The following is a 20,452-nucleotide window of genomic DNA, read 5'->3' on the forward strand; positions in this document are numbered from 1 at the left end:
GTCCGACCGCGCCGTCGCGGGCCGGCGCTCACCCGAACAGCGGCTCCAGCGCCCGCTGGAGATCCGCCGGCCCGCGGAAGTGCACCGCCCGCATGCCGAGCCCGGCCGCCGCGGCCACGTTCTCCTCGTTGTCGTCGACGAACAGGCACCGCTCGGGACGTACGCCCGCCAGGTCCGCCGCCAGCCGGAAGATGCGCGGGTCCGGCTTGGCCAGGCCCACCCGGGCGCTGTTGACGACGTGGTCGGCGAGGTCGCCGAGGCCGAGGGAGTCGAGGTCGGACTCCAGCTCCAGGGTCGCGTTGGAGACGAGCACCAGCGGCACCCGCACCCGGGCGCGCCGGAGCAGGGCCGTCACCTCGTCGTCGGCGTGGAAGGGCGACTCCAGCAGCGCGCGGGCCAGGTCGAACGCCGTCTGCGGCTCGGCCACCAGTCCGGCGAGGCCCTCCGCGATCGCCTCCGCCCACTCCTGGGAGGTGAGCTCGCCCCGCACCAGCGGCGCGGCCGCCTCCGGCGCGAACGCCACCTTCCTGGTGGTGCCCTCGGCGATCCCCGCGACGCGCTCCAGCGCCTCCAGGCGGGAGGAGTCGAAGGACCGGATCACATTGTCGACGTCACACAGAACCGCCCCGAAGGGCGGTCTGCCGTTGCTGGGGTCAGTCACCCGACACCGTGACCTTCTCGTCGTTGTTGAGCTCGTTCACCAGCGTCTTCACCTTCGCCTTGTCCCAGACGAGGTTGCCGCCGGTGGAGCCGGAGATGGGCATGTTCATCGAGGTGCCGTCGCCGCCGCTGACGCCCTTCATCGCCCAGAACATGGAGGCCAGGTCCCACAGGCTCATGTCCTTGTCGACGGTGAGGGAGTCCAGGCCCGCGCTCATCGTCGGGTACAGCTTGAAGGGGTTGAGGACGGTCGACGGGGTGGCGACCTGGTGGGCGAGGGCGGAGAGGAACTTCTGCTGGTTCTTGGTGCGCTGCAGGTCGGAGGCGGCGAAGGCGTGCCGGGTGCGGACGAAGGCCAGCGCCTGCTCGCCGTTCAGCTTCTGCTTGCCGGCCTTGAAGTCGGCGCCCGAGTACTTGTCCTTGAAGCCCTTGTCGATGTCGATGGTGACACCGCCGACCGCGTCCACGATGTTGGCGAAGCCGGCGAAGCCGATCTCCACGTAGTGGTCGATGTGCAGGCCCATGTTGTACTCGACCGTGCGCACCAGCAGCGTCGGCCCGTCCTCGGCGTAGGCCGCGTTCAGCTTGGTCTGCCGGCCGGTGCCCTGGTAGGTCTTGCCGGAGGTGGAGCCCTTGTACGTCGGGATCGTCACGTTCGAGTCGCGGGGCAGGGAGATCAGCGTGTCGCCGTTGTCGCCGACGTGCAGGATCATCATCGAGTCGGTGCGCTTGCCCTCGGCGGAGCCGGTGTGCAGCTCCTTCTTCTGCGCGTCGGACAGGCCGGCGCGGCTGTCGGAGCCGACGATCAGGTAGTTGGTGCCGTCGCCCGCGGCGGGCCGGTCGATGACCGTGGACAGGTCGACGTCCCGGTGCAGCTTGGAGTCGGCCCAGAAGTAGGTGGCCACCGACGTCACGACCAGCACGCTCACGACGGTGATCGCCGTCCACTTGATCCGCCGGCGCCAGTTCGGGCGCGGCCGGTAGCGCTGGAGCTCCGGGTCGGCGTCGTTGTCGTTGGGCACGAAGCCGCCGCCGCGCCGGCCGCCACCGCCGTAGACCTGGCCGGTGTTGTAGCCGCTGTCGTAGCCGTCGTGGCCCTGGCCGTCGACGTACGACGGCTGCTGCGGGGGCACCCCGCCCCCGTACTGCGGCTGCGCGGGCGGGTACCCGCCACCGGACGGTCCGCGCCGGACCTGCCGCATCACGCGGGCGCCTTCGGGCTGTGCGCTCGCGCTGCCGCGTCCGTACCGGCTGCGGTCCTCGTCGGACCATCCCTCGGGCCAATCATTCATGGGGCCCAGTGTGCAGGGACCGACTGTGTCTCTTACAAGGGTCGTAGAAAAATCAGGGCACGGCTGTTGCGAACCCAACACAAAGTCCGCCGATGTCCGGTCGGCATAAGGTGGAGGCCATGACAGATCAGGCCCCCGCCGTGGATGCGGACACTCCGGAGATCCCGGGCAAGCCCACCTCGGCGTCCCGCACCACCCTCAGCCACATCATGACCCACAACGACACCAACCTGCTGGGCACGGTGCACGGCGGTGTGATCATGAAGCTGGTCGACGACGCGGCGGGCGCCGTGGCCGGCCGGCACAGCGGCGGGCCCGCGGTCACCGCGTCCATGGACGAGATGGCGTTTCTGGAGCCGGTCCGCGTCGGCGACCTGGTCCACGTCAAGGCGCAGGTCAACTGGACCGGCCGCACCTCCATGGAGGTCGGCGTCCGGGTCCTGGCCGAGCGCTGGAACGAGTCGGCCCCGCCGACCCACGTCGGCTCCGCCTACCTGGTCTTCGCGGCCGTCGACGCCGACGGCAAGCCCCGCGCGGTGCCGCCGGTGATCCCCGAGACGGAGCAGGACAAGCGCCGCTGCCAGGAGGCCCAGATCCGCCGCACCCACCGCCTGGCCCGCCGCCGGGCGATCATGGAGCTGCGCAGGAAGCGGGCGGCGGAGGGGTTCGAGGACTGAGCTCGCGGCCCCCGGCCGGAGAAGGACCGGGGGCCGCGAGCGCCGGGCGAGGGCGGGCCGGGTTACGGCAGGTTGCGCGCCATGACGATGCGCTGGACCTGGTTGGTGCCCTCGTAGATCTGCGTGATCTTCGCGTCGCGCATCATGCGCTCCACCGGGTAGTCACGGGTGTAGCCGTAGCCGCCGAGGAGCTGGACAGCGTCCGTGGTGACCTCCATCGCCACGTCCGAGGCGAAGCACTTGGCCGCCGCGCCCTGGAAGGTCAGGTCGGCGTCGCCGCGCTCGGAGGCCGCCGCGGCCTGGTAGGTGAGGGCGCGGGCGGCCGAGATCTTCATGGCCATGTCGGCGAGCATGAACTGGATGCCCTGGAAGTCGGCGATCGGCTTGCCGAACTGCTTGCGCTCCTGGACGTAGCCCTTGGCGTAGTCGAGGGCGCCCTGCGCGACGCCGAGCGCCTGGGCCGCGATGGTGATGCGGGTGTGGTCCAGGGTCTTCATCGCCGTGGCGAAGCCGGTGCCCTCTTCGCCGATCATGCGGTCGGCGGGGATGCGGACGTTGTCGAGGTAGACCTCGCGGGTCGGGGAGCCCTTGATGCCGAGCTTCTTCTCGGGGGCGCCGAAGGAGACGCCCTCGTCGGACTTCTCCACCACGAACGCCGAGATGCCCTTGGAGCGCTTGGCGGGGTCGGTGACCGCCATGACCGTGTAGTACTCGGAGACGCCCGCGTTGGTGATCCAGCGCTTGACGCCGTTGAGGACCCAGTGGTCGCCGTCGCGGACCGCCCTGGTCTTCATGCCGGCCGCGTCCGAGCCGGCGTCCGGCTCGGAGAGGCAGTACGAGAACATCGCGTCGCCCTTGGCGAGCGGGGTCATGTACTTCTTCTTCAGCTCCTCGGAGCCGGAGAGGATCACCGGGAGCGAGCCCAGCTTGTTGACCGCCGGGATCAGGGAGGAGGAGACGCAGACGCGGGCCACCTCCTCGATCACGATGACCGTGGCGAGGGCGTCGGCGCCCGCGCCGCCGTACTCCTCGGGCACGTGCACGGCGTGCAGGTCGTTCGCGACGAGGGCGTCCAGGGCCTCCTGCGGGAAGCGGGCCTCCTCGTCCACCGCGGCGGCGTACGGCGCGATCTTCGCCTCGGCCAGCGAACGGATGGCGTCGCGGAGCATGTCGTGCTCCTCGGACGGGCGGTACAGGTCGAAGTCAGCCGATCCGGCCAAGGTGTCTCACGCTCCAACGCTAATTACCGTTAAGTAACTCAAATTTTAGGGGTCTGCCCACGCCAGTGATACGTGAGCTTGGTGACAGCGGGAAACCCTGCCCGTCGAGGGGCCCGGCTATGCTCGGCTCCGGATCAACGTCCTCCCCCGTCCGACCCCTTCTGGAGCACCCCATGGCCCTCAAGATCACCGTGATCGGCACCGGTTATCTCGGCGCCACGCACGCCGCGGCCATGGCCGAGCTGGGGTTCGAGGTGCTGGGCCTCGACGTCGTCCCCGAGAAGATCGAGATGCTCCAGCGGGGCGAGGTCCCGATGTACGAGCCGGGGCTCGATGAGCTGCTGCGCCGGCACGTCGCCGGGATCGAGGGGTCGAGCGGGCGGCTGCGGTTCACCATGGACTTCGCGGAGGTGGCGGACTTCGGCGACGTGCACTTCGTGTGCGTGAACACGCCGCAGCGGCACGGGGAGTACGCGGCCGACATGTCCTACGTCGAGTCGGCGGTCCGGTCGCTGGCCCCGCACCTGCGGCGGCCCGCGCTCGTCGTCGGCAAGTCCACCGTGCCGGTCGGCACCGCGGACCGGCTCGCCGCCTACCTCGCCGAGAACGCGCCGGCGGGCGAGGACGCCGAGCTCGCCTGGAACCCGGAGTTCCTGCGGGAGGGGTTCGCCGTCCAGGACACCCTGCGTCCCGACCGGATCGTGGCCGGCGTGCGCAGCGAGCGGGCGGAGAAGCTGCTGCGCGAGGTGTACGCGACGCCGCTCGCCGAGGGCACGCCGTTCATCGTCACCGACTTCCCGACCGCCGAGCTGGTCAAGACGTCCGCGAACTCCTTCCTCGCCACCAAGATCTCGTTCATCAACGCGATGGCGGAGGTGTGCGAGGCCGCGGGCGGCGACGTGGCCAAGCTGGCGGAGGCCATCGGCCACGACGACCGGATCGGCAGGAAGTTCCTGCGGGCCGGCATCGGCTTCGGCGGCGGCTGTCTGCCCAAGGACATCCGGGCGTTCATGGCGCGCGCCGGCGAGCTGGGCGCCGACCAGGCGCTGACGTTCCTGCGCGAGATCGACTCCATCAACATGCGCCAGCGCGGGCAGATGGTGGAGCTGGCCCGGCAGGCGCTGGGCGGCGGGCCCTTCCTGGGCAAGCGGGTCGCGGTGCTCGGCGCCACCTTCAAGCCCGACTCCGACGACGTGCGCGACTCCCCCGCGCTCAACGTCGCCGGGCAGATCCACCTCCAGGGCGGCCAGGTGACCGTGTACGACCCGAAGGGCATGGCCAACGCCCGCAAAGTCTTCCCGACGCTCGGCTACGCCGACACGGCGCTCGACGCGGTGCGCGGCGCCGACGTCGTCCTGCACCTGACGGAGTGGCGCGAGTTCCGCGAACTGGACCCGGCGGCGCTCGGCGAGGTCGCGGCGGCCCGCGTGGTCCTCGACGGCCGCAACGCCCTGGACCCGGTCCTGTGGCGCAAGGCGGGCTGGACGTACCGGGCGATGGGCCGGCCCACCGCCTGACACACCGGACGGACGACGCCGGTTCGGCCGAGGCTCAGTCGGCCGAACCGGCGTCTTGTTGCATTCTGCACCACCGGTCGCCGGCTCACGGCCCCTTCGCCCGGTAGCGCCGCATCTTCGCCCGGGCCCCGCACACCTGCATCGAGCACCAGCGGCCGCGTCCGGCGGGGCTGCGGTCGTAGTACGCCCAGTGGCAGGTGTCGGCCTCGCAGGCCTTCAGCCGCGTCCAGGTGCCGTCCACCAGGGCCTGGGCGACGGCGGCGGCGACCCGGGAGGCGAGAGGGCGGGCGTCGGCGGGGGCGAGGGCGGCCGAGCCGTCCGCCGGGTCGACGCGCACCCGCAGGGGCGCGCCGGCCAGCAGCTCGTCCAGCGGCGTGACGGGGGCGTGCGGCGGGTGGCCGGCGTGGGCGAGCAGCGCGGCGCGCAGTGACTCGCGCAGTTCGCGGGCCGCCGGGACCTCGGCCTCGGTGAGCCCGAAGGGCGCGCGGCCGTCGGCCGTGTCGAGCGCGTCGGCTCCGGACTCGATGTCCAGGGTGTTCACCAGGGACTCGACCAGGGCCAGGCTCCCCGGGGCGGCCGATCTCTCGCTCATGGCTGCACGCTACCTTCCGCGATTCCCCTTGCGACGTTACCTCCAATGGGGCAGCATGCAGTAACCGTTACTGGTTGACCGCAGCTACAGGTAACAGCTCTCGCCACCACAGGAGGAAGTCATGGCTCTCGCCAAGCTCGGCGCCGTCGTCCTGGACTGTCCCGACCCCCGCGCGCTCGCCGGGTTCTACGCCGAGGTGCTGGGCGGCACCGTCGAGGTGGACGGCGACTGGGCGGACCTGACCACGTCCGACGGCCGGGCGCTCGCCTTCCAGGCCGCCCCCGGTTTCGTACCGCCCGCGTGGCCCGCGCCCGACCACTCGCAGCAGTTCCATCTGGACCTGACCGTCGAGGACCTGGACGCGGCCGAGAAGGGCGTGCTGGCGCTCGGCGCGAAGCCGCTGGACGCCGACGACCGCTCGCGCACCTGGCGTGTGTACGCCGACCCCGCGGGGCACCCGTTCTGCCTCTGCGCCTGCTGAGCGTCCGCAAGAACAGGAGGGTGCCATGCCCGTGGCCCGATACCGCTCCGTCGTGATCGACTGCCCCGACCCGCACGCGCTCGCCGATTTCTACGCCCGGGTGGCCGGCGGCACCCCGCGGGCCGAGGACGACGACTGGGTCGTGCTCCAGGTCCCGGACGGCCCACGGCTCGCCTTCCAGCGGGCGCCCGGGTTCACCCCACCGGAGTGGCCGCGCGCGGACCGCAACTCCCAGCAGTTCCACCTCGACTTCGACGCGGGTTCGACGTGGGAGGAGCTGGACGCGGCGCACGAGAAGGTGCTGGCGCTGGGGGCCCGTCCGCTGGACCTGGAGGACCGGGAGAAGAAGGACTTCCAGGTGTACGCCGATCCGGCGGGGCATCCGTTCTGCCTGTGCCGGATCGAGCAGGCGTAGCTCACCCGTCCAGTTCGGCGATGGTCGCCGTCGAGGCCTCCCGGCGCTGCTGGGCCGCGCGGGCGGTGAAGTCGGCGCCGCGCAGCACGCGCTGGACGTTGCCCCAGGTGAGCAGGGCGATGTCGGCCTCCGCCCAGTCGCGGCGCAGCAGCTCCGCGATGAGGTGCGGGTAGCAGGAGGCGTCGGCGAGGTCCTGGGGGTGGGCGGCCCCGGAGTCGTAGGTGCCCGACAGGGCGACGCACTCCGGGCCCGCGAGCTCGCGCACGCGGTCGAGGTGGTCGGCCACGTCCCGGACGTTCGGGCCGGTCTGCTCGGCGGTGAGCGGCACCATGCACAGGCCCCTGGCCTCGCCCAGCTCGGCCAGCAGCCCGTCGGGGAGGTTGGCCGGGTGGGGGCGCAGGGCGCGGGCGGCCGAGCGGGTGAACAGGACCGGCGCCTTGGAGACCGCGAAGGCCCGGCGGATGGTGTCCTCGGAGGCGCCGGAGAGGTCGGCGAGGACGCCGAGCCGGTTCATCTCGCGGACCACCTCCTCACCGAACCGGGTCAGCCCCGCCTCGCTCGCCCAGCCGGCGCCGGACAGCGTCAGGACGCGCAGGCCCAGGGCGTGCAGGGAGCGCAGGATGCCGAGGGAGTCGCCCAGGGCGGCGGCGGTGGCCGGGCCGAGCAGGACGGCGACGCGACCGCAGTTGCGGGCGTCGGTGACCTGACCGGCGGTGCAGGTCAGCCGCAGGCCCTCCGGGTGGGCGTGGGCCACGGTCTTGACCAGGTCCAGCTGCTCCAGCGTCGCCCCCACCGCCCGGTCCCCGGCCAGCCCCTCGGGCAGGTGCAGCGACCAGAACAGCGCGCCGACGTGGCCCTCGCGCAGCCGCGGCACGTCCGTGGCGACCGCGCTCTCCCCGAGCTCCAGGTCGTACCAGGGCAGGTGCCGAAGGGCCCAGGGCAGCCCGCTGTAGCCGTCGGCGACCGGGTGGGCGGCGAGGATGGCGTGGGCGCGCTCCAGCGGGGCGGTGTCCGGGTCGGAGACGGGGGTGTACGGCCCGGCGGCGCCGAAGGGGTCGGGCAGGGCGTCGAGCGCGCCGACCTCGGCCGTCGGGTGCAGTTCGTCCTGGAGGTCTGCCATGGCGGGCTCCGTACGTCGTGGTCGTCCCGAAGGGGAGGTCCTGTCGTCAGGGGTCGCCGGGCAGCGGACGGGGAGGTGCCGACAGGGCCTACGGTCACCGTCGCACGGAGCCGGGAGGGCTTCCTGGTGGGTGGGGCGTTCGGGGGTCGGCCGGTTCAGCGATCGCGGGCGGACTCGATGACCTCGTCGAGGGTCTCCCGGGAGCGCACCAGATCGGCGATCATGCGGTCGATGCGGTCGCGTTCCGCCGTCAGGTCGGCGACCAGCTTCGGCGTGGCGATGGCCGAGGGTCCCCCGTCGGCGTCCCGCATGCAGGGCAGCAGTTGGGCGATACGGCTGCTGTGCAGGCCGGCCGCGAACAGTTCCTGGATGCGGATGACCCGGTCGACGGCGGCCTCCGGGTAGTCCCGGTGCCCGCCGGACGTGCGCCCGGCGGCGAGCAGCCCCTGGGTCTCGTAGTACCGCAGCGACCGTTCACTGACGCCGGTGCGCCGGGCGAGTTCGCCGATCCGCATGCCCACCCCCAGGACTTGAACCTGACATCAGTGTCAGGTTCTAGCTTACGGCCATGACGACGACACCGGACTTCCTGGCTCCGGCCCGACTCGGCCGGCTCGCGCTCCCCCACCACCTGGTCATGGCCCCGCTCACCCGCAACCGCGCGGAGGCCGACGGCACCCCCACCCCGCTCATGGCCACGCACTACGCCCAGCGCGCCTCCGCCGGTCTGATCATCGGCGAGGCCTCGACGCCGAACGCGGTCGGGCAGACGTACCCGAACATCACCGCGATCCACACCGACCGGCACGTCGAGGGCTGGCGGCGGGTCACCGAGGCGGTGCGGGCGGCCGGCGGACGGATGTTCCTGCAACTCCAGCACGGCGGACGGGTCAGTCACCCGGCGACCACCGGGCTGCACCCCGTCGCGCCCTCCCCCGTCGCCCTGCCGGAGACGATCTTCACCCCGCACGGGCACCGGCCGGCCGTCGTGCCGCGGGAGATGACCGCCGACGACATCCGCGCCACCGCCGCCGACTTCGCCGCGGCCGCCCGCCGGGCCGTCGCCGCCGGGTTCGAGGGGGTCGAGGTGCACTCGGCGAACGGGCATCTGCTGCACCAGTTCCTGGCGGGCAACACCAACCGCAGGACGGACGGGTACGGCGGGCCGCCCGAGCGGCGGGTGCGGTTCACGGTCGAGGTGGCCGACGCGATCGGCGCCGACCGGGTGGGCGTGCGGATCTCCCCCGGCGGCACGGTCAACGGCATCGAGGAGACCGACACCGACGCCCTCTACGCCGCGCTGGTGGCCCGCCTCAAGGACCTGGGCCTCGCCTACCTGCACCTGGTGCACGCCGACCCGGCCGCCGAGTGGTACCGGCGCATCCGCGCCGACTGGCCCGGCACCCTGATCGGCAACCCGGTCCTGCCCGGCCTCACCACCGGGGCCGTCACCCGGGCCGCCGAGGACATGCTGGCCGCCGGCGCGGACCTGGTCGCACTGGGGCGGCCGTTCCTCGCCAACGCGGACCTGGTGGAGCGGCTGCGGCGGGGCGCCCCGCTGAACCCCGTGCGCGAGCGGTACCTGATGTACGTGGGCGGGGCGGACGGCTACACCGACTACCCCGCCCTGGACGACCGGACGGCTCAGCCGTCGAGCGAGTCGATCGTGGCGTTGGACGGCGAGCGCGTCGCCTGAAGCCCGCGCGCCACGTCCTCCGCCGCGCCCAGCACGCGCACCGCGTTCTGCCAGGTCAGCTTGGCGAGGTCGGCCCGCGACCAGCCGCGGTCGAGGAGCTCGGCGACCAGGTTCGGGTAGCCGGAGACGTCGTCGAGACCGTCGGGGGTGAAGGCGGTGCCGTCGTAGTCGCCGCCGATGCCCAGGTGGTCGATGCCGGCCGCCTCCCGCATGTGGTCGAGGTGGTCGGCGACCGTCGAGACGGTGGCGACCGGGCGCGGGGTGCGCTCCTCGAAGGCGCGGTGCAGCCTCATCGCCTCGGGGCTGGTGTCGAGGGGATGGAAACCGTGGGCGCGCAGGTTCTCGTCGGCCGCCGCCGTCCAGTCCACCGCCGCCTGGAGCACGAACTTCGGCACGAACGTCACCATCGCCACGCCGCCGTTGGCCGGCAGGCGTTCGAGGACGTCGTCCGGGATGTTGCGGGGGTGGTCGCACACGGCGCGGGCCGAGGAGTGGGAGAAGATCACCGGGGCGCTGGTGGCGTCCAGCGCGTCCCGCATGGTCGTCGCGGCCACGTGCGAGAGGTCGACGAGCATGCCCAGGCGGTTCATCTCCCGCACCACCTCGCGGCCGAACGCGGTCAGGCCCCCGGCCTTCGGCACGTCCGTCGCCGAGTCCGCCCAGTCCACGTTGTCGTTGTGGGTGAGCGTCATGTAGCGGACGCCGAGCGCGTACAGGCCGCGCAGGGTGCCGAGCGAGTTGGCGATGGAGTGGCCGCCCTCGGCGCCCATGAGGGAGGCGATACGGCCGTCCCGCCGCGCCGCCTCCAGGTCGGCGGCCGTCCGCGCGGGCGCCAGGTCCGCCGGGTAGCGGGCCAGCAGCTGCCGTACGCAGTCGATCTGCTCCAGCGTCGCCGGCACCGGGTCGGGCAGGTCCGCGGGGACGTACACCGACCAGTACTGGGCGCCGACCCCGCCCGCGCGCAGCCGCGGCAGGTCGGTGTGCAGGCGGGCGCTCTGGTGGGCGGCGATGTCCAGGGCGTCGAGGTCGTAGCGGGCCTGCTCGCGCAGCGCCCACGGCAGGTCGTTGTGACCGTCGACGACCGGGAACTCGCGCAGGAGGTCACGGGCGTCGTCGAGCGAGGCCATCCGCGTCACTTCCCGAAGCCGAAGCCGTTGCCCGCGCCCTCGACCTTGGAGCGCAGCCGCTTGCCCTTCTCGGTGGCCTGGTCGTTGAGGTCCTGCTGGAAGTCCCGCATCTTCTGCAGCAGCTCCTCGTCGTGCGCGGCGAGGATGCGGGCGGCCAGCAGGCCGGCGTTGCGCGCGCCGGCGACCGAGACCGTGGCCACGGGCACGCCGGCCGGCATCTGCACGATGGAGAGCAGGGAGTCCATGCCGTCGAGGTACTTCAGCGGCACGGGCACGCCGATGACCGGCAGCGGGGTGACGGAGGCGAGCATGCCCGGCAGGTGGGCGGCGCCGCCCGCGCCCGCGATGATCACCTTCAGGCCCCGCTCGGCCGCCTGCTCGCCGTACGTGACCATCTCGCGCGGCATGCGGTGCGCGGAGACGACGTCGACCTCGTAGCCGATCTCGAACTCGTCGAGGGCCTTGGCGGCGGCCTCCATGACGGGCCAGTCGGAGTCCGACCCCATGACGATGCCTACGACTGGGCTCATTCGGTGATCGTGCCTCTCAGGTAGCCGGCTGCGTGGCGGGCGCGCTCCAGCACGTCGGCCAGGTCGTCGCCGTAGGTGTTGACGTGGCCGACCTTGCGGCCGGGCTTCACGTCCTTGCCGTACATGTGGATCTTGAGCTGGGGGTCGCGGGCCATGCAGTGCAGGTACGCGGAGTACATGTCCGGGAAGTCGCCGCCCAGGACGTTGACCATGACCGTCCACGGCGCGCGGGGGCGCGGGTCGCCGAGCGGGAGGTCGAGGACGGCGCGGACGTGGTTGGCGAACTGGGAGGTGATCGCGCCGTCCATCGACCAGTGGCCGGAGTTGTGCGGGCGCATCGCGAGCTCGTTGACGAGGATGCGGCCGTCGCGGGTCTGGAACAGCTCGACGGCGAGGTGGCCGACGACGCCCAGCTCCTTGGCGATGGTCAGCGCCATCTCCTCGGCCCGCAGCGCGAGGGACTCGTCGAGGTCGGGGGCCGGGGCGATGACCGTGTCGCACACGCCGTCGACCTGCCGGGACTCCACGACGGGGTACGCCACCGCCTGGCCGTGCGGGGAGCGGACGACGTTCGCCGCGAGCTCCCGTACGTAGTCGACCTTCTCCTCGGCGAGCACGGGTACGCCGGCGCGGAACGGGTCCGCGGCCTCCTCGGCGCTGTCGACCACCCACACGCCCTTGCCGTCGTAGCCGCCGCGGACGGTCTTGAGCACGACGGGGAAGCCGCCCGCCCGTCGCCCGCCACCACCCTCGCCGGAGGGCACTTCGGGCCCGCCCCTTTCGAGCTCCGCCGCGAAGGCCGCCACGTCGGCCGGATCGCTCACGATCCGGTGCCGGGGGCAGGGGATGCCGAGCGCGTCGAGCCGTGCCCGCATCACGCCCTTGTCCTGGGCGTGCACGAGCGCGTCGGGGCCGGGGCGCACGGGGATGCCGTCCGCCTCCAGGGCCCGCAGATGCTCGGTGGGCACGTGTTCGTGATCGAAGGTGATCACGTCGCAGCCCCGCGCGAACGCGCGCAGCGTGTCGAGGTCGCGATAGTCGCCCACGACGACATCGCCGACGACCTGCGCCGCGGAATCCTGAGGGGTGTCACTGAGAAGCTTGAACCTGATGCCCAACGGGATGCCCGCCTCGTGTGTCATACGAGCGAGCTGGCCCCCGCCGACCATGCCGACTACCGGGAACGTCACGCCCCTAGGGTATCGGCCGCGCCGGCACGGTCGTTTTCCGGCCGTTCCCCGGATCTCTTACCGGCCTTTTCCCCCGCCTTTCCGCACCTCTTCCCCACCTCTTGTCCCAGGGGTGAGCTCACCCACAGCTTTTCGTGAAGGGGGGTGGTTAGCATGGCTGAGTTGACGAAACCCGTCTCCACACCGACCCGAACGGGGGCCTTCAGGACCATGGAACAGGGTTCCACCGGGCTGCGAAGGCTCGCCCACGAGATCGCCAAGTTCGGCGCGGTGGGCGTCGTGGGGACGGTGGTGAACTTCGGCGTCTCCAACCTGCTGTGGCATCTGACCAGCCTGCAGGCCGTGCGCGCCAACGTGATCGCCACCGTCGTCGCCATCGCCTGCAACTACGTGGGCTTCCGCTACTTCACCTACCGGGACCGCGACAAGGGCGCGCGCACCCGGGAGATGACGCTGTTCCTCGCGTTCAGCCTGGTCGGCCTGGTGATCGAGAACGGCATCCTGTACGCCGCCATCTACGGCTTCGGCTGGGAGAGCGCGCTGGAGCGCAACGTCTTCAAGGTCGTCGGCATCGGCGTCGCGACGCTGTTCCGCTTCTGGTCCTACCGCACCTGGGTCTTCCGGACCCTGCCGAAGGCGGAGGCGGCGATCGTGAGCGCGGAGTCGATCCTGGAGGAGGCGGCCGTGGAGGCCAAGGCGGCGGTGAAGCGGTCGAAGGCCCAGCAGCGCGTGAGCTGACCCGCCGCTTCGGTCCCCCGTTCAGCGGACCGTCGGCTCCTCGTCGGCCGGCTTCTTCGACGGCGGCGTACGCGACAGGAACAGCCCGAACACCGGCGGCTTCGTCTGGAGCATCTCCAGCCGTCCGCCGTCCGCCTCCGCGAGGTCACGGGCGACCGCGAGACCGATGCCCGTCGAGTTGCGGCCGCTGATCGTGCGCTCGAAGATCCGCGCCCCGAGGTCGGCCGGCACCCCCGGCCCCTCGTCGGTCACCTCCACCACGGCCTGGTTGCCGGTGACGCGGGTGCGCAGCGCCACCGTGCCGCCGCCGTGCATGAGCGAGTTCTCGATCAGCGCCGCCAGCACCTGTGCGACCGCGCCCGGGGTGCCGACCGCCCGCAGATGCCGTTTGCCGGAGCTGACGATGGCCCGGCCGGCGCTGCGGTAGGCGGGCCGCCACTCGGCGAGCTGCTGCTGGATGACCTCGTCGAGGTCGAAGGAGACCGCGTTGCCGGTGCGCGGGTCGCGGGAGTTGGTCAGCAGCCGCTCCACGACGTCGGTCAGCCGCTCGACCTGGGTGAGCGCGACGTTGGCCTCCTCCTTCACCGTGTCCGGGTCGTCGGTGAGGGTGATCTCCTCCAGGCGCATGGACAGCGCGGTCAGCGGCGTGCGCAGCTGGTGGGAGGCGTCGGCGGCCAGCCGCCGCTCGGCGGTCAGCATCCGCCCGATGCGCTCGGCGGAGGAGTCGAGGACGTCGGCGACCCGGTCCAGCTCGGGGACGCCGTAGCGCTTGTGGCGCGGGCGGGGGTCGCCGGAGCCCAGCCGCTCGGCGGTCTCGGCGAGGTCGGTGAGCGGGGAGGCGAGCCGGTTGGCCTGGCGGATCGCCAGCAGCACGGCGGCGACGACCGCGAGCAGGGCGACCAGGCCGATGATCAGCAGCGTGCGGCCGACCTCCCGGGTCACCGTGGAGCGCGGTTCCTCGACGAGGACGCTCTCGCCCTCCTCGCCCTTGGCGTGCCCGCGGATGACCTGGCCCTCGGGCCGCTTGCCGACCTCGATGGCCGGCTGCCCCGGGATCCGGATCACGGCGTACCGCTCCCCGGTGACCTGCCCCTTCAGCACGTCCGCGCTGACGGTCCCGGCGCCGATGAGCCGGCTGTCCACGATGCTCGCCAGCCGCTGCGCCTCGGAACTCACGCGTTCCTGGGCGCTGTTGCTGATGGTCCGGGTCTCGACGATGACGAGCGAGACACCGAAGACGGCGATGACGACCAGCACGACGGCGAGCGTGGACTGGATCAGACGGCGACGCACAAACCCCTCCGGGCAGCTTCAACGGGGCGCAACGCGCGTAGCCGGCTAGCTCTTCTCGAACCGGAAGCCGACCCCGCGCACGGTGGCGATGTACCGGGGGTTCGCCGCGTCGTCACCCAGCTTCTTGCGCAGCCACGAGATGTGCATGTCGAGCGTCTTGGTCGACGACCACCAGGTGGTGTCCCACACCTCGCGCATCAGCTGGTCGCGCGTCACCACCCGCCCGGCGTCCCGCACCAGCACCCTCAGCAGGTCGAACTCCTTGGCGGTGAGCTGCAGCTCCTCGTCCCCCATCCACGCCCGGTGCGACTCCACGTCGATCCGCACCCCGTGCGTCGCCGGCGGCTGCGCCGGCTCGGCCGCACCGCGCCGCAGCAGCGCCCGCACCCGGGCGAGCAGTTCGGCGAGGCGGAACGGCTTGGTGACGTAGTCGTCCGCGCCCGCGTCGAGGCCGACGACGGTGTCCACCTCGTCGGCACGCGCGGTCAGGATGAGGATCGGCACGGTGTGGCCCTCGGCGCGCAGCCGGCGGGCCACCTCCAGACCGTCCATGCCGGGCAGCCCGAGGTCCAGCACGACCAGGTCGACGCCGCCCTGCATTCCGGCGTCGAGCGCGGTGGGTCCGTCCTCGCGCACCTCGACCTCGTAACCTTCCCGGCGCAGTGCGCGGGCCAGCGGCTCCGAGATGGACGCATCGTCCTCGGCGAGCAGTACACGGGTCATGAGGTGATGGTAGTCCGCCCCGCACCTGACCTGGGGTGTGATCGGAAGCAGTGATTCTTACCTTTGGGCGCCACCGGGCCGAACCTGTGTCTCTACGGTGCGATCTTGATGGAGACCTTCGAAAGAGTGGCTATGGTTCCATGGTCACCTGTGATTCATCTCTCAAGTCCTTCCATTTCCGGCAGTGTCCTGCCGTATGGTGATTCCACGCCTGTAGCACCGCGGGGACCTTCGGCGACGACTTGACGCTGAAGGTCTCTTTTGTGTGCGTCAAACGTGTGCGGCGATCCCCCACCAGCAAGGAACGACCATGGCGTCCAGCCTTACGAAGGACTCGGTGACTCCGGGCATCCCCGGGACCGGCAAGACCTTCTTCGGCCACCCCCGCGGACTGGCCACCCTGTTCATGACCGAGATGTGGGAGCGCTTCTCCTACTACGGCATGAGGGCCCTGCTGCCGCTGTACCTGGTGGCACCCGGCGGGCTGCACCTGAGCGCGGCCACCGCCACCGCGATCTACTCGGTGTACGTGTCCCTCGTGTACCTGCTCGCCCTGCCGGGCGGCTGGGTCGCCGACCGGATCCTCGGTCCCCGCAGGACGGTCGCCGTCGCGGGCACGGTCATCATGCTCGGTCACCTCACCCTGGCCCTGCCGAGCGCCGGGACGTTCTTCGCCGGCCTCGGCCTGGTGGCGATCGGCTCCGGTCTGCTGAAGGCCAACATCTCCACGATGGTCGGCCACCTCTACGCCGGTCCCGAGGACCCGCGCCGCGACGGTGGCTTCACCGTCTTCTACATCGGCATCAACCTCGGCGCGTTCGCGGCCCCGCTGGTGATCGGCACGGTCGGCGAGAACGTCAACTGGCACCTGGGCTTCGCGCTCGCCGCGCTCGGGATGGCGCTGGGTCTGGCCCAGTTCCTGCTCGGCAGCCGGCACCTGGACGCCCGCTCGGACGTCGTGCCCACCCCGCTGTCCGCCGCCGAGAAGACGTCCACGCTGCGCAAGTCGGCCCTGTGGGCGGCCGTGGCGGTCGTCTTCTACGCGGTCGTCGGCTTCTCCGGCCACTACACGCTGAACTGGCTGCTGGTCCCGATCACCCTGGCCGGTCTGGTCATCCCGGTGATGGTCATCGCCCGCATCAAGCGGGACAAGGAGCTGGACCGGGCCGACCAGGCGAAGATGTCCGCGTACATCTGGTTCTTCATCGCCGCGGCCGTGTTCTGGATGATCTACGACCAGGGCGGCTCGACGGTCTCCCTGTTCGCCGAGGCGTCCGCGAAGAACACGGTCTTCGGCTGGGAGTTCCCGGTCTCCTGGTACCAGTCGGTCAACCCGGTCATGATCATGGCGTTCGCGCCGGTCTTCGCCTGGGCCTGGCTGGCCCTGGCGCGGCGCGGCAAGGAGCCGAGCACCGCGGTGAAGTTCGCGCTGGGCCTGGTGCTGATCGGCGCCTCGTTCTTCCTGTTCCTCGCGCCGCTGGCGATCGCCGACGGCGGGCACAAGGCCGCCGCGCTGTGGCTGGTCGGCATCTACTTCGTGCAGACCGTCGGTGAGCTGACGCTGTCGCCGGTGGGTCTGTCGGTGACCACGAAGATGGCGCCGGCGAAGTACGCCTCGCAGATGATGGGCGTGTGGTTCCTGGCCGTCACCGCCGGTGACGCGACGACGGGCCTGCTGTCCATCGCCGGGGTCGACCTCAACAAGACCGGGATCGTGGCGCTGCAGGCGGTGCTGGCCGTGGTCGCCGGCGCGGCGGTGTGGATGTACCGCAAGAGGGTCGGGGAACTCATGGGCGACGTGCGCTGACCCGCCGCTCCAGGAGCGCTTCCGAGGGCCACCTCGTCTCGTACGACGACGAGGTGGCCCTTCGGCGTCACCGGGTCCGGCGTCCCGGCATGAACGTGAAGACTCCCGCGCCCAGCAGCACCGCGGTGCCGGCCACCAGGCCCAGCGCCTTCAGCGCGCCGTGGTCGCCGGAGCCGGTCTCGGCGAGGCCGCCGCCGCTCGACGACGACGTACCGCCCGAGGCGGACGACGAACCGCCCGACGCCCCGCTCGCCTGCTCGGTCGTGTCCAGGGTGAGGGAGACGGCCGTCCTGTCCGGCGTGCAGGTCGTCGTCGTGCCGAGGGCCTTGATCGTCAGGACGCCCGGCGAGAGGGTGGACTGCCCGCTCGCGCCCGGCTTGTAGGTGCCGGTGAGGTCGGGGATCTCGATCGGGTCGCCCGACTTGATGGGCTGTGTGTTGGTGGGCCCCTCCACGTGCACCGTGCCCTTGTCGGCGCCGCCGAGGACGACCTCCATGGACGGCTTGACCGAGTCGGCGGGGATGTCGGCCGGGCTGTCCATCACCGACTTCTTGAACTGCACGGTGAGGTCGAAACTGCCGCCGTTCTTCTCGGCGTTGATCTGGATGGGCGAGGTCGCCTTCTTCTCGCCGATCGGGGACTGGCAGGTGTAGGGGACGTCGACCTCCTTGCCGGTGAAGCTGGTCTGGCCGTCCCCGGTGCCGTCACTGGCGGACGCCGACGCGGAGGCCGACGCCGACTGCGAGGCCGAGTCCGTCGGCTCGGGCGACGTGCTCGTACTGGCGCCGGCACTCGTACTCGCGCTCGCGCTGGACGAGCTCCCGTCCCCCGGCTCCACCTCGATCGTCGCCGCCTTCTGCACGGTCTCGGTCGGCGTGCAGGTCGTGTTCGTCGACATGGCGTTGACGACGTACGCGTCCGGTGTCAGCGTCACCTCGCCGGGTGCCGTCAGCTTCAGCGTGCCCTTCATGTCGGACAGCACCATGGCGCCGCCCTTGGGGATCGCCGGGTTCTGCCGCGGGCCCTGCATCGCGATGTCCGCGCTCTGCGCGCCGGCCGCCTTGAGGGTGCCGGACGGCTGCACGGAGTCGGCGGGCAGGTCGATGATGTCGGGGTTCTTGGAGGCGGCCTGGACGAACTTCCACACGATGTCCACGGTGTCGCCGACCTTCGCCGTGGCCGGCGCGGTGATGTCGACCTTCGTGGTGCCGTCGACGGGGTCGATGCCCGCGGGCGGCACGCAGTGGGTCGCGAACGACACCTCGGCGGCCTGCGCGGCACCGGCGGTCAGGCCCAGCAGGGCGGCCGCGCCGCCGACGACCAGGGCGGCGGCGCCCGCCGCGCCCGCTCTGAACCTGCCGGCCGGTGTGACTCTCCTTCGCTCGCTCACGGGGGTCCCTTCCTGGTGGGAGTCGTCGGACTCGTCGGACTGTCGTCGTGCGGTGCGGAGAGCCGACCGGCCGCGCCCGGATCGGAGTCCGGGGTGAACCACGGCAGGGTCGTGGGGGCGGGCGGCGCCTCGGCGTCCGCCCGGGTGGTGAACTTCGGCATGCGCAGGGTCAGTTCGGGCAGGCGCAGGCCCCGGTGCCGCAGGCCGCCGGCCCGCCGCGGCCGGATGCGGTCCACGACCGCCATCCCGGCGCGGAACACCGCGGCCGGCACGACCACGCAGACCAGCACCCAGAACAGCGTCACGCCCCAGGGCCGGCCCACGCCCCAGGGCTGTTCGGCGAGGACCTTCCCGCCGTACTTGAGGGAGACCGTGTAGTCGCCGTGCGCGCCGCCGGTCAGCTCGACGGGCAGCTCGATCCGCGCCTTGCGGCCCGGCTGGATCGTGCCGCGCCACTCCTGGTCGTCCCACTGCGGGGCGAACACGCCGTGGGAGGTGCCCACCTGGAAGACGGGGTTCCTGACGGCGGAGGTGCCGGCGTTGCCGACGGTGAAGACCAGGGTGCGGGCGGGCGGGGCACCGAACCAGGTGAGCAGTCCGCTGGAACCGTCCAGGCGGGTGTCGCTGAGGACCGACAGACGGCCGCCGGAGGGCTCGGCGGGCAGCGGCTCCACGTCGTGTCCGGCCACCTGGAAGACGGCGTCGGCCTGCGCCTCGGCGCCGGTCACGGTGGCCGCGTGGACCACGCAGGGGCACGGTACGGGGGGTTCGGCGACCGGCAGCTTCTTGCTGAAGGCGCCCTCGGCGTCGGTGGTGACGGCCCTGCCGTCGGCGTTGGCGCAGGAGTTGGTGCCGCCGATCACCCCGCGCGCCGGCGTGGCCTGGCCGCAGACCAGCAGCATCAGCAGCGCGTGCGCCCGCCAGCCGGTGCCGCTGACGGTGACCGAACCGCCGGTGCCCGCCTGGGACGTGGAGAGCCTCAGCGTCGGCCCGTCCGCCGCGCCGGCCACGCCCGCGAGGGGCAGCAGGAGCAGCGCCACCACCGCCACCAGCGCCGGGATCCGCAGCTTGCCGTTCACGTCACCGCTCCCGTCAACTCGACTTCCCTCCGCGGGGTTTCGGCCGCACCGCCGTCGCCCCTGCGGCGCCTGCGACGTCGTACGACCGACAACGCGCCGCCCGCCGTGACCACCGCCGCGGTCCCGGCCACCGCGCCCCACGGCACGAACCGCGCCGAGGCGCCGGCCGTGTCGCGGGCACCGCCGGCCGCGGTCACGGTGAGGCGGACGTCGACCGCGTCCAGGGCGGGGCGGTCGTGCCAGGGCTCGGTGAGGGTGAGGCGCCGGCCGGGGGCGAGACGGACGGGCAGGGTGCGCGGGGCGCGGTCCAGGACCGTGCCGAAGACACCGTCGGCGTGCACGGCCAGACGCGGGACGAGGACGGTCGTACCGCGGTTGACCAGCTCGTACGTGATGCGGTCGGCGTGCACGGACACGTGCTCGACGGTCAGCGCGGACAGGCCGGCGGGCCGGGCGACGCTCAGCCGCAGGGGCACCGACAGCGCGCGGCCGTCGCCGTCCCGGGCGAGGACGCGGCCCGTGCCGTCGGCGGTGGCGGTCACCGTGAAGGGCACGTCGGCGCGGGTGCGGGCCGGTACGCGGACGCGGGCCGCGGCGAAGGTGACGCGGACGCCGTCGGCGGACAGCCGTACCGTGACCGCCCGTTCGCCGCGGTTCGTCACGGAGACCGTGTCCTGCAGGACCGTCCCCGGCGCGCCCTCGGCGTAGAAGGACGGACGCGAGCCCCCGGCGGGCGCGACCGACCACCCGTCCGCCGCGCTCGCGCCGGGCGCGCCGATGAGGAGGACGAGAACGGGCAGGACCAGGACGGGCAGGGCCAGGACGGCCAGGTGACGGACGGAGAACGGCATGGGCGGCTCCGACGTGGGGCGGGTGCGGGGGCGTCGGGGGCGGTCGGAGGGACG

21 protein-coding genes are annotated in these 20,452 nt (G+C 72.3%); 7 read left to right on the forward strand and 14 right to left on the reverse strand.

Translation table 11 applies throughout. From position 1 onward, the window contains the following. Positions 1-28: 28 nt before the first annotated feature. Together ACYF6T_RS17765 and ACYF6T_RS17770 are read right to left on the reverse strand one after the other, a co-directional pair. Positions 29-661 carry an HAD family hydrolase gene (locus ACYF6T_RS17765; RefSeq protein WP_461697531.1) on the reverse strand — a complete coding sequence of 211 codons (633 nt, stop codon included), beginning with the start codon at positions 659-661 and terminating at the stop codon, positions 29-31. After that, complete coding sequence (locus ACYF6T_RS17770) at positions 654-1,952, reverse strand: LCP family protein (RefSeq protein WP_461697533.1); 1,299 nt, start codon at positions 1,950-1,952, stop codon at positions 654-656. The genes ACYF6T_RS17765 and ACYF6T_RS17770 overlap by 8 nt, the downstream gene beginning before the upstream one ends. Positions 1,953-2,071: 119 nt before the next feature. Between ACYF6T_RS17770 and ACYF6T_RS17775 the strand changes: the two genes are divergently transcribed. Beyond that, a complete protein-coding gene (locus tag ACYF6T_RS17775) occupies positions 2,072-2,629 on the forward strand; it encodes an acyl-CoA thioesterase (RefSeq protein WP_461697534.1) in 558 nt (185 codons plus the stop codon). Positions 2,630-2,691: 62 nt separating this feature from the next. On the opposite strand, the gene ACYF6T_RS17780 is transcribed toward ACYF6T_RS17775, so the two are convergent. Next, positions 2,692-3,849, reverse strand: coding sequence for an acyl-CoA dehydrogenase (locus ACYF6T_RS17780; RefSeq protein ID WP_461697536.1), 1,158 nt, complete (start codon positions 3,847-3,849; stop codon positions 2,692-2,694). Between the two features lie 173 nt (positions 3,850-4,022). Here ACYF6T_RS17780 and ACYF6T_RS17785 point away from each other — a divergent pair, with 173 nt between their 5' ends. Next, positions 4,023-5,366, forward strand: a complete 1,344-nt coding sequence (locus ACYF6T_RS17785) for a UDP-glucose dehydrogenase family protein (RefSeq protein WP_461697537.1) — start codon at positions 4,023-4,025, stop codon at positions 5,364-5,366. 85 nt (positions 5,367-5,451) lie between these two features. On the opposite strand, the gene ACYF6T_RS17790 is transcribed toward ACYF6T_RS17785, so the two are convergent. Beyond that, a complete protein-coding gene (locus tag ACYF6T_RS17790) occupies positions 5,452-5,958 on the reverse strand; it encodes a CGNR zinc finger domain-containing protein (RefSeq protein WP_461697539.1) in 507 nt (168 codons plus the stop codon). Between the two features lie 121 nt (positions 5,959-6,079). Here ACYF6T_RS17790 and ACYF6T_RS17795 point away from each other — a divergent pair, with 121 nt between their 5' ends. Both ACYF6T_RS17795 and ACYF6T_RS17800 read left to right on the forward strand, forming a co-directional pair. Next, entirely contained in the window at positions 6,080-6,439 is a 360-nt protein-coding gene (locus ACYF6T_RS17795) for a VOC family protein (protein ID WP_461697540.1), read from the forward strand. A 25-nt stretch (positions 6,440-6,464) separates the two neighbouring features. After that, positions 6,465-6,854: a VOC family protein gene (locus ACYF6T_RS17800; RefSeq protein WP_461697542.1), complete on the forward strand. Its 390-nt coding sequence runs from the start codon at positions 6,465-6,467 to the stop codon at positions 6,852-6,854. A gap of 1 nt (position 6,855) precedes the next feature. Here ACYF6T_RS17800 and ACYF6T_RS17805 read toward each other — a convergent pair whose 3' ends face one another. Further along, complete coding sequence (locus ACYF6T_RS17805; protein WP_461697543.1) at positions 6,856-7,974, reverse strand: dipeptidase; 1,119 nt, start codon at positions 7,972-7,974, stop codon at positions 6,856-6,858. Between the two features lie 155 nt (positions 7,975-8,129). Next, the gene (locus tag ACYF6T_RS17810) at positions 8,130-8,489 is read right to left on the reverse strand and encodes a MerR family transcriptional regulator (RefSeq protein ID WP_461697545.1); all 360 of its coding nucleotides are present in this window, start codon (positions 8,487-8,489) and stop codon (positions 8,130-8,132) included. Positions 8,490-8,542: 53 nt separating this feature from the next. Between ACYF6T_RS17810 and ACYF6T_RS17815 the strand changes: the two genes are divergently transcribed. Beyond that, complete coding sequence (locus tag ACYF6T_RS17815) at positions 8,543-9,670, forward strand: alkene reductase (protein ID WP_461697547.1); 1,128 nt, start codon at positions 8,543-8,545, stop codon at positions 9,668-9,670. On the opposite strand, the gene ACYF6T_RS17820 is transcribed toward ACYF6T_RS17815, so the two are convergent. Genes ACYF6T_RS17820 through ACYF6T_RS17830 form a run of 3 tightly spaced genes read right to left on the reverse strand, consistent with a single transcriptional unit; the run spans position 9,619 to position 12,517 of the window. Continuing rightward, a complete protein-coding gene (locus ACYF6T_RS17820) occupies positions 9,619-10,797 on the reverse strand; it encodes a dipeptidase (protein ID WP_461697549.1) in 1,179 nt (392 codons plus the stop codon). The two genes, ACYF6T_RS17815 and ACYF6T_RS17820, sit on opposite strands and share 52 nt — an antisense overlap. Positions 10,798-10,802: 5 nt before the next feature. Next, on the reverse strand, positions 10,803-11,327 hold the full coding sequence (purE, locus tag ACYF6T_RS17825) for a 5-(carboxyamino)imidazole ribonucleotide mutase (protein WP_461697551.1): 525 nt from the start codon (positions 11,325-11,327) through the stop codon (positions 10,803-10,805). Continuing rightward, the gene (locus tag ACYF6T_RS17830) at positions 11,324-12,517 is read right to left on the reverse strand and encodes a 5-(carboxyamino)imidazole ribonucleotide synthase (protein ID WP_461697552.1); all 1,194 of its coding nucleotides are present in this window, start codon (positions 12,515-12,517) and stop codon (positions 11,324-11,326) included. Before ACYF6T_RS17830 ends, purE begins: the two co-directional genes overlap by 4 nt. A gap of 210 nt (positions 12,518-12,727) precedes the next feature. On the opposite strand from ACYF6T_RS17830, the gene ACYF6T_RS17835 reads away from it, so the two are divergent. Next, on the forward strand, positions 12,728-13,255 hold the full coding sequence (locus ACYF6T_RS17835) for a GtrA family protein (protein WP_461697807.1): 528 nt from the start codon (positions 12,728-12,730) through the stop codon (positions 13,253-13,255). A gap of 21 nt (positions 13,256-13,276) precedes the next feature. Here the strand turns inward: ACYF6T_RS17835 and ACYF6T_RS17840 are convergent, their stop codons facing one another. Together ACYF6T_RS17840 and ACYF6T_RS17845 are read right to left on the reverse strand one after the other, a co-directional pair. Continuing rightward, positions 13,277-14,548 (reverse strand): ATP-binding protein, encoded by a 1,272-nt coding sequence (locus tag ACYF6T_RS17840; protein WP_461697553.1) that lies wholly within the window; start codon positions 14,546-14,548, stop codon positions 13,277-13,279. 45 nt (positions 14,549-14,593) lie between these two features. Next, positions 14,594-15,271 carry a response regulator transcription factor gene (locus ACYF6T_RS17845; RefSeq protein ID WP_058928367.1) on the reverse strand — a complete coding sequence of 226 codons (678 nt, stop codon included), beginning with the start codon at positions 15,269-15,271 and terminating at the stop codon, positions 14,594-14,596. A 310-nt stretch (positions 15,272-15,581) separates the two neighbouring features. On the opposite strand from ACYF6T_RS17845, the gene ACYF6T_RS17850 reads away from it, so the two are divergent. Beyond that, on the forward strand, positions 15,582-17,078 hold the full coding sequence (locus tag ACYF6T_RS17850) for an oligopeptide:H+ symporter (RefSeq protein WP_461697556.1): 1,497 nt from the start codon (positions 15,582-15,584) through the stop codon (positions 17,076-17,078). A gap of 67 nt (positions 17,079-17,145) precedes the next feature. Here ACYF6T_RS17850 and ACYF6T_RS17855 read toward each other — a convergent pair whose 3' ends face one another. Genes ACYF6T_RS17855 through ACYF6T_RS17865 form a run of 3 tightly spaced genes read right to left on the reverse strand, consistent with a single transcriptional unit; the run spans position 17,146 to position 20,398 of the window. After that, complete coding sequence (locus tag ACYF6T_RS17855; protein WP_461697558.1) at positions 17,146-18,468, reverse strand: hypothetical protein; 1,323 nt, start codon at positions 18,466-18,468, stop codon at positions 17,146-17,148. Next, positions 18,465-19,547 carry a neocarzinostatin apoprotein domain-containing protein gene (locus tag ACYF6T_RS17860; RefSeq protein ID WP_461697559.1) on the reverse strand — a complete coding sequence of 361 codons (1,083 nt, stop codon included), beginning with the start codon at positions 19,545-19,547 and terminating at the stop codon, positions 18,465-18,467. The genes ACYF6T_RS17855 and ACYF6T_RS17860 overlap by 4 nt, the downstream gene beginning before the upstream one ends. Then, positions 19,544-20,398 (reverse strand): hypothetical protein, encoded by an 855-nt coding sequence (locus ACYF6T_RS17865; protein ID WP_461697560.1) that lies wholly within the window; start codon positions 20,396-20,398, stop codon positions 19,544-19,546. The genes ACYF6T_RS17860 and ACYF6T_RS17865 overlap by 4 nt, the downstream gene beginning before the upstream one ends. Between the last annotated feature and the right edge of the window lie 54 nt (positions 20,399-20,452).

The sequence above is a fragment of the Streptomyces sp. 7R007 genome (genome assembly GCF_054850255.1).

What these genes read in the sequence shown, in the direction of transcription:
- ACYF6T_RS17770 (WP_461697533.1), bottom strand. Translation starts at nt 1,952, where the DNA reads ATGAATGATTGGCCCGAGGGATGGTCCGACGAGGACCGCAGCCGGTAC.
- ACYF6T_RS17790 (WP_461697539.1), bottom strand. Translation starts at nt 5,958, where the DNA reads ATGAGCGAGAGATCGGCCGCCCCGGGGAGCCTGGCCCTGGTCGAGTCC.
- purE (WP_461697551.1), bottom strand. Translation starts at nt 11,327, where the DNA reads ATGAGCCCAGTCGTAGGCATCGTCATGGGGTCGGACTCCGACTGGCCC.
- ACYF6T_RS17805 (WP_461697543.1), bottom strand. Translation starts at nt 7,974, where the DNA reads ATGGCAGACCTCCAGGACGAACTGCACCCGACGGCCGAGGTCGGCGCG.
- ACYF6T_RS17785 (WP_461697537.1), top strand. Translation starts at nt 4,023, where the DNA reads ATGGCCCTCAAGATCACCGTGATCGGCACCGGTTATCTCGGCGCCACG.
- ACYF6T_RS17800 (WP_461697542.1), top strand. Translation starts at nt 6,465, where the DNA reads ATGCCCGTGGCCCGATACCGCTCCGTCGTGATCGACTGCCCCGACCCG.
- ACYF6T_RS17810 (WP_461697545.1), bottom strand. Translation starts at nt 8,489, where the DNA reads ATGCGGATCGGCGAACTCGCCCGGCGCACCGGCGTCAGTGAACGGTCG.
- ACYF6T_RS17850 (WP_461697556.1), top strand. Translation starts at nt 15,582, where the DNA reads ATGGCGTCCAGCCTTACGAAGGACTCGGTGACTCCGGGCATCCCCGGG.
- ACYF6T_RS17845 (WP_058928367.1), bottom strand. Translation starts at nt 15,271, where the DNA reads ATGACCCGTGTACTGCTCGCCGAGGACGATGCGTCCATCTCGGAGCCG.
- ACYF6T_RS17795 (WP_461697540.1), top strand. Translation starts at nt 6,080, where the DNA reads ATGGCTCTCGCCAAGCTCGGCGCCGTCGTCCTGGACTGTCCCGACCCC.
- ACYF6T_RS17835 (WP_461697807.1), top strand. Translation starts at nt 12,728, where the DNA reads ATGGAACAGGGTTCCACCGGGCTGCGAAGGCTCGCCCACGAGATCGCC.
- ACYF6T_RS17865 (WP_461697560.1), bottom strand. Translation starts at nt 20,398, where the DNA reads ATGCCGTTCTCCGTCCGTCACCTGGCCGTCCTGGCCCTGCCCGTCCTG.
- ACYF6T_RS17775 (WP_461697534.1), top strand. Translation starts at nt 2,072, where the DNA reads ATGACAGATCAGGCCCCCGCCGTGGATGCGGACACTCCGGAGATCCCG.
- ACYF6T_RS17820 (WP_461697549.1), bottom strand. Translation starts at nt 10,797, where the DNA reads ATGGCCTCGCTCGACGACGCCCGTGACCTCCTGCGCGAGTTCCCGGTC.
- ACYF6T_RS17815 (WP_461697547.1), top strand. Translation starts at nt 8,543, where the DNA reads ATGACGACGACACCGGACTTCCTGGCTCCGGCCCGACTCGGCCGGCTC.